This is a genomic window from Chryseobacterium sp. (assembly GCF_022712095.1).
In the GTDB taxonomy this organism is placed as follows: Bacteria; Bacteroidota; Bacteroidia; order Flavobacteriales; family Weeksellaceae; genus Chryseobacterium.
The window spans coordinates 1-8,962 of sequence record NZ_JALAHD010000056.1 but is presented as its reverse complement, the minus strand read 5'-3'; the positions used below and the strand labels follow the sequence as shown (position 1 = coordinate 8,962).

Annotated in this window: 9 protein-coding genes; 8 read left to right on the top strand and 1 reads right to left on the bottom strand. The window is 34.3% G+C overall.

What is annotated here, in order from left to right; all coding sequences use genetic code 11:
* Positions 1-208 precede the first annotated feature (208 nt).
* The 8 genes from Q0A18_RS02780 to Q0A18_RS02745 all read left to right on the top strand — a co-directional run bounded on the left by Q0A18_RS02780 (position 209) and on the right by Q0A18_RS02745 (position 7,828).
* Complete coding sequence (locus Q0A18_RS02780; protein ID WP_292008647.1) at positions 209-781, top strand: hypothetical protein; 573 nt, start codon at positions 209-211, stop codon at positions 779-781.
* Between the two features lie 125 nt (positions 782-906).
* Positions 907-1,953, top strand: coding sequence for a glucokinase (locus Q0A18_RS02775; protein WP_292008646.1), 1,047 nt, complete (start codon positions 907-909; stop codon positions 1,951-1,953).
* A 159-nt stretch (positions 1,954-2,112) separates the two neighbouring features.
* Complete coding sequence (locus tag Q0A18_RS02770; RefSeq protein ID WP_292008645.1) at positions 2,113-2,691, top strand: hypothetical protein; 579 nt, start codon at positions 2,113-2,115, stop codon at positions 2,689-2,691.
* A gap of 180 nt (positions 2,692-2,871) precedes the next feature.
* On the top strand, positions 2,872-3,438 hold the full coding sequence (locus Q0A18_RS02765; RefSeq protein WP_292008644.1) for a YceI family protein: 567 nt from the start codon (positions 2,872-2,874) through the stop codon (positions 3,436-3,438).
* 77 nt (positions 3,439-3,515) lie between these two features.
* Complete coding sequence (locus Q0A18_RS02760) at positions 3,516-4,130, top strand: YceI family protein (protein ID WP_292008643.1); 615 nt, start codon at positions 3,516-3,518, stop codon at positions 4,128-4,130.
* Between the two features lie 95 nt (positions 4,131-4,225).
* Positions 4,226-4,867 carry an alpha/beta hydrolase gene (locus Q0A18_RS02755; protein ID WP_292008642.1) on the top strand — a complete coding sequence of 214 codons (642 nt, stop codon included), beginning with the start codon at positions 4,226-4,228 and terminating at the stop codon, positions 4,865-4,867.
* Positions 4,868-4,964: 97 nt separating this feature from the next.
* Positions 4,965-6,311 carry an ammonium transporter gene (locus Q0A18_RS02750; protein ID WP_292008641.1) on the top strand — a complete coding sequence of 449 codons (1,347 nt, stop codon included), beginning with the start codon at positions 4,965-4,967 and terminating at the stop codon, positions 6,309-6,311.
* A 98-nt stretch (positions 6,312-6,409) separates the two neighbouring features.
* The gene (locus Q0A18_RS02745) at positions 6,410-7,828 is read left to right on the top strand and encodes an L-serine ammonia-lyase (RefSeq protein WP_292008640.1); all 1,419 of its coding nucleotides are present in this window, start codon (positions 6,410-6,412) and stop codon (positions 7,826-7,828) included.
* Positions 7,829-8,000: 172 nt separating this feature from the next.
* Here Q0A18_RS02745 and Q0A18_RS02740 read toward each other — a convergent pair whose 3' ends face one another.
* A complete protein-coding gene (locus Q0A18_RS02740) occupies positions 8,001-8,846 on the bottom strand; it encodes a prephenate dehydrogenase (RefSeq protein ID WP_292008639.1) in 846 nt (281 codons plus the stop codon).
* Between the last annotated feature and the right edge of the window lie 116 nt (positions 8,847-8,962).

Genomic DNA, 8,962 nt, shown 5'->3' with positions numbered 1-8,962 from the left:
GGTTTTTTATTTTTAAAAATAAATAAAAGGTAAAAGTTTATGCCTTTAAAAAGTTTTTTAACTTAAACATTTATTTGATTTTATGAAATTTTAACATATTATGAATTGTAGAATTATAAGGGGTTTGAAGGCGGTTTTCAATGTGTTTTTCCTATTTTGGCACGATTTTTACAGCTCCTAGTTGAGTAAAATTTATAAAAATAGAGTTATGAAAATTTTTAAACAAGCAATCTTGGTGGCTGGAATTTTAACAGCAGGTTATGCAAGTGCTCAGCAGACTCAGCCTGTTAGCATGAAAAATATGCTAAAAGTAGGAGCAAATGTTGGTTTGGCGGTCCCAGCAGATAACCTTTCAGCTTCTCTGGGAGTAGATGTGGCTTATCAGTACTTGGTAACTCCAAGTTTTGGAGTAGGTATTGCTTCGGGATATACCCATTATTTTAGTAAAGATAATAACGGATATAGTAATAATGATGTAGGTGTTGTGCCAGTGGGAGCCTTATTAAGATTTTATCCTAAGAAAACAGGATTCTATTTCGGAACTGATTTAGGATACGGTTTTTTAGTAGGTAACAGTAAAGTGGCTTCAAATGTGAATGTAGACAGACCTGACGGAGGATTCTATATCAAACCGGAGATTGGATATCATAACAGAGACTGGAATTTCTTTGTTCAATATCAGAAAGTATTTGTAGGAAGCAAAGGGGATTTAGTAAATCAGGACTATAATGTGGGGAACATTGGAGTTGGAGTTGCTTATAATATCGCCTTAGGACAATAATAAAAGTAGTTAGATTTAATATATAACCAATTATTAATCAACACCTTTTCAATTTTTTGTAAAGGTTTTTTTGATCAGCAAGGATTTTAAGAAAACAATTATTATCTTTGGTAAAATTTGAAATTATGAACCTGAATCCAAAATTTCCACTGTATTTACCAGGGGTGAAAAATAGGAATAACAATGTATCTATTATCGGAGCCAACCTTCGTGAAGATATCACGACTTTAGGATATTATGTTTCTGAAAATGGGGGTATTGAAATAAAATTTCAAAATAATTATCGTACAAAAGAATATTCCTCTTTTTCAGCAATATTGAAAATATTTATTGAAGAGAGGCAGCTTCATGATGTGAAAAGACTGGGAATGGCAGTCCCCGGACCTGTAATTGACGGGAAGAGTAGTCCTGCAAGATTAAATTGGGGCCTGGATATAGAAGAATATAAAAAAGATTTCGGATTTGACAGGGTATATATGCTTAACGATCTTGAGTCTTCAGCTTACGGAATGGGGCTTTTGGAAGATAGTGATCTGGATGCAATCTATACAAGTGGTCATTTAGAAAAAGGAAATGTAGCTATTTTAGCACCCGGTAACGGATTGGGTGAAGCCGGATATTATTTCGACGGACAATATCTGAGACCTTTTGCTACAGAAGGAGGGCACTCCGAGTTTTCCCCAAGAACTAATGTAGAAGTAGAATTCTATCAATTCCTGAATAATATTTATGGAATTGTAAGTTGGGAGAATGTTTTATCTAAAACCGGACTTTTTAATATCTACCGATTTTTAAGAGATGTGAAAAGACACCCTGAACCGGAATGGCTGTCAGAGCGTCTTGTTAATGGAAATTTCACTGAGGAAATTTATAAAGCAGCGGTAGAAGATGATGTAATGATCTGTAAAATTACATTAGATACTTTCTTAGAGTTTTTGGCAAGAGAAGCTAATAACTTAACTCTGAAACTAAAAGCTACCGGAGGATTATTAATTTCAGGGGATATTCCTCAGCTAATCCAAAATTATATTAACAAGGAGGATTTCTATGAGAAATTTAAAATCAGTGACAAGATGGAAGATATGTTAAGAAATATTCCGCTTTATCTTGTTAAAAAAGAAAATGTAGCTCTACACGGAATAGCTTTGTATTCTGCTTACTATCAGGAATAAAAAATAATTATTTCAGAATTAAATATATCAGCTCCGATACGTTCGGGGCTTTTTTATTTTATATTATTTATATGATTAATTGATTTTATTGATTTAGATCAATGTTATCTATTGGTAATCTGCTGTAAATTTGTACCATAAACTAAAAGGATACAAATAATGAAAAAATTTAGACAAGCTGCTTTAATAGCAGGAGTTTTAACAGCAGGATTAATGAGTGCTCAGAGTACTAATACTGCAGAGAAAAGTATGAGAAATACATTGAAAGTAGGACTTAATGCAGGAATTGCGGTACCTAATGAAAACCTTTCAGCTTCAGTAGGAGCAGATGTTGCTTATCAATATTTAGTTACTCCAAGTTTTGGATTAGGGATTGCTTCAGGGTATACTCAGTATTTTAAAAAGAATAATGACGGATTGAAAAATAATAGTGTAGGGGTAATTCCTGCAGCTGCATTATTAAGATTTTATCCCCAAAAGACAGGTTTCTATTTTGGAAGTGATGTTGGATATGGTTTCCTAACAGGAAATGATAAAGTAGCTTCTAATGCCGATGTGAAAAGACCGGATGGAGGGTTTTATATTAAACCTCAAGTAGGCTTTCATAACAGAGATTGGAATTTCTTTGTTCAGTATCAGAAAGTATTTGTAGGAAGCAGAGGAGATATTGCTAATCAAAAGTATAATGTAGGTAATATTGGAGTGGGAGCAACTTACAATATTGCATTAGGGAAATAGAAAAATTTTACTTAATTAAATGATAACCTCTTCATGATGAAGAGGTTTTTTTAGTGTATGAAAATAAATTATAAATATGATAATATTCATGAAAATAATCGTCTTTATTGATCTATATCAATAAAATCTATTAAATAAGAATAATATATTTGTCACTTAAACAATTTATTTTATTTATTAATGAAAAAAATATTTTTATTAGCAGTATTGGCAAGTGGTCTTGCATTCGGGCAGTCAAAAAAAGTGGTAGCTTCAGATGTTCACTGGTGGGGATATAAAGTTTCAAAATCTGAAGCAACCTCTCATGATGGAACTGTAAAAGTAAAATCAGGGGATATGGTGATGAAAGGTAACGAACTTGTAGGAGGTTCTTTCGTATTGGATATGACTTCCATTAATGCAACTGATGTTTCCGGAGAAGGACAGACTAAACTGAACGGTCACCTTAAGAATGGAGATTTTTTTGAAGTAGAGAAATATCCTACTGCAGCTTTTAAAATCACTTCTGTTAAGAAAAATGATGATAAAATTTATAATTATATGGTAACAGGAAACTTAACGGTGAAAGGAAAGACTAATCCTGTTTCTTTCCCTGCCAAAATTCAATATAGTAAAGGAGTGGTAAGTTTGGTGTCCAATAAGTTCTCTTTCGACAGACAAAAATTTGATGTGGTTTATAAAGCACCGATGCAGGATGTTTTTATTAAAGATGATATTGATATGCTTGTAAAGGTAACAGCAAAATAAATTACTCAAAAAAAAATATTAAAAGTGTAGAAGTTCTACACTTTTTTTTATTTTTGTTGAATTGTAAATAAAAAATAATGAAAAGATTACTATTGTTTGTAATGATGTGTGTAAGCATATCATTTACCTTTGCTCAAAAAAAGGGAGATACTAAAGTTTCCAAGGTGGTTTCATCCGAAATTAAGTGGTGGGGATACAAAGTGGTAAAAATGGATGCTTCATCTAATTCCGGTACCTTAAAATTAAAAAGTGGAAAATTCAACTTCGATAAAACAGTTTTAGTAGACGGTGAATTTGTAATCGATATGAGAAGCTTAATGGCGGGGGATGTTTCAGAAGAAGACCAGATAAAGCTTACTAATGAATTGAAAGGAACCAACTTTTTTGAGGTTAAAAAATTCCCTATTGCTAAATTCCATTTAACAAAAATTATTCCTTTGAAAAACAGTGAATATAACTCTACAGTATATGGAAACCTGACTTTAAAAGGAATCAGAAAAACGATCTCTTTCCCAGCAAATGTATATGTAACACAGTTTACAGTAGTAATAGAATCTGCTAAATTTTCACTGAACAGAAAAGATTTCAAAATCTTCTATCAGTCTTCATTAAAAGATTATTTCATTAAAGATGAAATGGATATTCAGTTCAGAGTATCTACGGAAAAATTAGATAACGAAAAAAAGCTTTAAGATGAAATAAAATCTTATTGTTTAATCATAGAATTTAAAGAGAATATGGATGGCTTTTGTTTTAAAAGTTGTCCATATTTTTTTATTTTAGTAGTATGAAAATATATGTAATAAGCGGATTGGGTGCGGATTTTAAAGTCCTTGAAAAACTTGAATTTTCAGAACAGCACAGTATTGTGTTCGTTGATTGGCTTATTCCTGAAAAAAATGAATCCTTTTCGGATTATGTGGAAAGAATGGCCAGTGTCATTGATGACTCCGAACCATTTTATCTTCTGGGGTATTCGTTTGGAGGAATAATGGTCCAGGAGATCAATAAGATCAAACCTGCAGAAAAAATAGTGATTATGGGAAGTATCAAGTCTGATAAAGAGAAATCCAGACTTATAAGAATGGGAGAGATTACTAAAATCCCTAAAATGATGCCCGCCAGTTTCTTTAATGATAAAAGCACTATGTTTTATTCGGCAGTAAGAAAGTTGTTTGACCCTCAGAATCCTAAAATATTGCAGTATTTTACAGTAAGAGATCCCTATTATCTCAAATGGTCCATAGAAAGAATCTCAGAATGGAAATTTGAAGAAAATAATAATGTTATTCAGATCTTAGGAGATAAAGATATTGTTTTTCCTATCAAAAATTCTAAACCTGATTATGTCATAAAGGGTGGTACTCATCTTTTTCCGGCAACAAAATATAGGGAAGTTTCTAAGATTCTCAGTAGTATTTTTGACTAGTTTTTAAATTAACCTTAATTAATTTAGGGTTAATTGGTGAAAAAAATAATATTTATAAAATTTATTTTTAATTTTGAAGGGGTTAAAAATAAATTTTATGAAAATTGGATTAAAATGGATTGTTTCATTCTCTATTATAGCATTGGTGGCTATCGGTGGGCTTTTTTGGAGTCCTGTCAACGATTTTCCCAATACCGGAGAATTTTTATCAGAAGATCATATTGTAGGATCTGATGTGGCCTGGATTCTGGCAGCAGCGGGTCTTGTTCTTTTAATGACCCCGGGATTATCTTTCTTTTATGGAGGGATGGTAGGTAAAAAGAATGTAATTTCCACAATGCTGCAAAGTTTTATCGCATTGGGGGTTATTTCTATTTTGTGGGTGGTAATAGGATTTTCACTTTCTTTTGGAGACTCTCTGGGAGTTACTATTAACGGAGAACATTATGGTATTATCGGGAATCCCTTAAGTTATCCCTTTTTCAGTCGCGTAGGAGTGCTGCCTCATAAAATGATGGCATCTACAATTCCTTTTGTGCTTTTTGCTTTGTTTCAAATGAAGTTTGCTGTTATTACACCTGCTCTTATTACGGGGTCTTTTGCTGAAAGAGTAAGGTTTATTTCCTATCTGTTATTTATGGTGCTTTTCAGTCTGTTTATTTATACTCCCTTATGTCATATGGTATGGCATCCGGATGGACTTTTGAATAAATATTTTGGAGTGAAAGATTTTGCCGGAGGTACAGTGGTGCATATGAGTGCAGGTTTTGCAGCTTTGGCAGGAGCTATTGTATTAGGAAATAGAAAAAATCCTCATCATGAACCCTCCAATATTCCTTTTGTGATGTTAGGCACAGGTATGCTTTGGTTTGGATGGTTTGGATTTAATGCAGGATCGGCTCTTTCAGCCAATGCAACAGCAGCAACAGCTTTTGGAACAACTACTATAGCTTCAGCCTCTGCAATGATGACCTGGATCTTTTTTGACAGAATTAACGGACGGAGTGTGTCTGCTTTAGGTGCATGTATAGGTGCAGTGGTAGGATTGGTTGCAATAACGCCGGGATGCGGTTTTGTTTCTATTCCTGAAAGCTTATTCATAGGGTTTATATCTGCTATTGTTTCCAATCTGATGGTCAATTGGAAAAGGCTCAAAAAGATTGATGATACACTGGATGTTTTCGCATGTCATGGAGTAGGAGGAATTATGGGAATGATTCTGACTGCTGTATTCGCACATGGTGAGAATGCAAGCTTACTTCATGGAGGTATTGAAGTTTTTATTCATCATATGACAGCATTAATATTAGTTTCTGTTTTTGCATTTTTCGGTTCTTTACTTTTATATAAAATTACAGATCAGATCATTACGTTAAGAGTTTCCGAAGAATCGGAAAATAGAGGACTTGATCTTTCCCAGCATGAGGAAAGTATTAAGTGGTAATAAACATCTTAAAATATATTTAATACTAATAAGGAAAGTTCTTTATTATAATTTATCATGTATCTTTGTTTTTCAAAGAAAAATGGTGAGTTATATTTATGGAATCAATATCGGTTTTTGAGATCATTAAAGTAGGAATTGGCCCGTCCAGTTCCCATACAATGGGGCCTTGGAATGCTGCAACTTCTTTTATTAATTTAGTGTCCAGGGAAAAATCCGTTCAGGAAGTTAGGGAAGTTTTTGTTGAATTTTTTGGGTCTCTTGCCAAAACAGGAATCGGGCATGGAACTGATATTGCCGGTATGCTTGGGCTAAGTGGCGAAGACTTTAAAACAATCAATACCTCAAAAATCGATGAAAAAGTAGAGCAGATAAAAAGAGAGCAACTTCTTAATTTTGGAGGACAGAAAATGATTCCTTTTATTTATGGACATCACCTTATTCTGAATAGGGAAAAATCCTTGGATTTTCATCCGAACGGAATGATTTTCAGAGCTGTTTTTGAAGACGGAACAGAACTGACTCAGGATTATTATTCTGTAGGAGGAGGTTTTATTGCAACTCAGGAAAAAAACTCAATAGAAAAAGATTGCGTACGCACTTTGTATCCTTGTCACCACGGTGCCGATGTTTTAAAGTACTGTGAAAAATTCGGCTTTAAAAAAATGTCAGATCTTATTTTTGTGAATGAAGAAAGCTGGAGATCTCGGGAAGAAACAAAAAAAGAAGCATTACTGATATGGCAGCAGATCAAAGAATGTATCTATAAAGGGGTTAATAAAGAAGGTGTCCTACCCGGAGGGTTAAATGTTTCCCGCAGAGCGGCAGGAATTAATAGAAAACTGTTGGGGGATAAAATATATAAAAACAGGGATGAATGGTTTCAGCAGGTAGTAGATGCAGAAGAAAATTTTACCAATATCAATAAATGGATAGCCTGTTTTGCTTTAGCTGTTAATGAAGAAAATGCCAGTTTCGGCCGTATCATTACAGCACCTACTAATGGGGCAAGTGGAGTCATTCCGGCAGTTTTAATGTATTCTCAGGCTTTTACACCTTTTACCAGTGAAGATGATATCATAAGATTTTTATTGGTAGCAGGAGAGATTGGTACCTTATTTAAGAAGAATGCCACCATTTCCGCTGCTATGGGAGGATGTCAGGCAGAAGTGGGGGTTTCTTCGGCAATGGCGGCGGCCGGACTTACGGAAATTTTGGGAGGAAATGTCGGACAGGTATTGATGGCTGCTGAAATAGCAATGGAGCATCATTTAGGGCTTACCTGCGATCCGATCAAAGGATTGGTGCAAATTCCATGTATTGAAAGAAATACGATGGGAGCAATAAAGGCTATTACGGCTGCGAATATTGCTCTTGAGAGTGATCCTACAAAAGCGCGTGTAAGTCTTGATGAAGTAATCCAGACGATGTGGGAAACGGCTTTATCCATGAGCGACAGATTCAAGGAAACTTCAGAAGGAGGTCTTGCAATCGCTGTAAATGTATCGGAATGCTAATTCCCTAATCTTTAAATAAAAATGATGATCAAGTTGTCTTTATGATTCTCAATGAAGTGTAGCGGAATGAAGAATCTACAATACAGGATAGCACCTTAAATTCACCATTAGCATACAGAGATTTTGTATTTACCATTATATTTCTGTCATAATAAAAAGAATGAAAAGAGGATTACTTATCAAGTATTCCTCTTATTTTATTAGCATTGCTGATGAGCTCTTCCAGATATTCATAGTTTTCCTTTTCTAAAGCAGACTTGAATTTTCTTAGCTGTGTAATATGCTCATTTAAAACATCTAGTACATTTTCCTTATTCTGCTTGAAAATAGGAACCCACATTTCAGGGTGAGATTTTGCAAGCCTTACCGTACTTGAAAACCCGGAACTGGCTAGCTGAAAAATAGTATCCTCTTCCCGTTCTTTTTCTAAAACCGTATTGGCCAGGGCATAAGAAGTGATATGGGAAATATGGGAAATATATGCTGTATGAATATCATGATCTTCTGCATTCATGTAGATTAAATGCATATCAAGTCCTTTCACGATGTTTTCGGCAATAACTATGGCATCTGATGCAGATTCTTCTTTATTGCATATTACCCCTGCCTTTCCTGAAAAACTTTCTGCAATTGCGGATTTCGGACCACTGTTTTCTGTTCCCCACATCGGGTGGAATGCCACAAACCTCGGACGTTTAGGGTGATCTTTAACAGCTCCTACGATACCAGCCTTTGTAGATCCTGCATCCATTACGGTTTGATGATCGGAAATCAGGTCCAGAACTCCGGGTAAGATATTCCTCGCAGAATCTACAGGAATAGCAATAATAATCAGATCAGAGTTTTTAATTCCATATTCTAAATCTGCTTTAGCATCAATGATATGTAAATCTAATGCTTCTTTCAGATGTTTCTCATTATTATCAATTCCATAGATAAAATCTGCAATTCCCTTTTCCCTTAATTTTAAAGCGATTGAACCGCCTATAAGCCCGATACCAATTATACTTATTTTCATTCTTTATGTTTTAAAATAAAAAAACCCCGTCTAGGACGAGGTTTTTAAGTTATGTTCATAAGAATCCCTAGCCCAGATCTGAGTTAAAAATTCTATAATAATATGTTTCACTGTTG

What these genes read in the sequence shown, in the direction of transcription:
- Q0A18_RS02780 (WP_292008647.1), top strand. Translation starts at nt 209, where the DNA reads ATGAAAATTTTTAAACAAGCAATCTTGGTGGCTGGAATTTTAACAGCA.
- Q0A18_RS02775 (WP_292008646.1), top strand. Translation starts at nt 907, where the DNA reads ATGAACCTGAATCCAAAATTTCCACTGTATTTACCAGGGGTGAAAAAT.
- Q0A18_RS02770 (WP_292008645.1), top strand. Translation starts at nt 2,113, where the DNA reads ATGAAAAAATTTAGACAAGCTGCTTTAATAGCAGGAGTTTTAACAGCA.
- Q0A18_RS02765 (WP_292008644.1), top strand. Translation starts at nt 2,872, where the DNA reads ATGAAAAAAATATTTTTATTAGCAGTATTGGCAAGTGGTCTTGCATTC.
- Q0A18_RS02760 (WP_292008643.1), top strand. Translation starts at nt 3,516, where the DNA reads ATGAAAAGATTACTATTGTTTGTAATGATGTGTGTAAGCATATCATTT.
- Q0A18_RS02755 (WP_292008642.1), top strand. Translation starts at nt 4,226, where the DNA reads ATGAAAATATATGTAATAAGCGGATTGGGTGCGGATTTTAAAGTCCTT.
- Q0A18_RS02750 (WP_292008641.1), top strand. Translation starts at nt 4,965, where the DNA reads ATGAAAATTGGATTAAAATGGATTGTTTCATTCTCTATTATAGCATTG.
- Q0A18_RS02745 (WP_292008640.1), top strand. Translation starts at nt 6,410, where the DNA reads ATGGAATCAATATCGGTTTTTGAGATCATTAAAGTAGGAATTGGCCCG.
- Q0A18_RS02740 (WP_292008639.1), bottom strand. Translation starts at nt 8,846, where the DNA reads ATGAAAATAAGTATAATTGGTATCGGGCTTATAGGCGGTTCAATCGCT.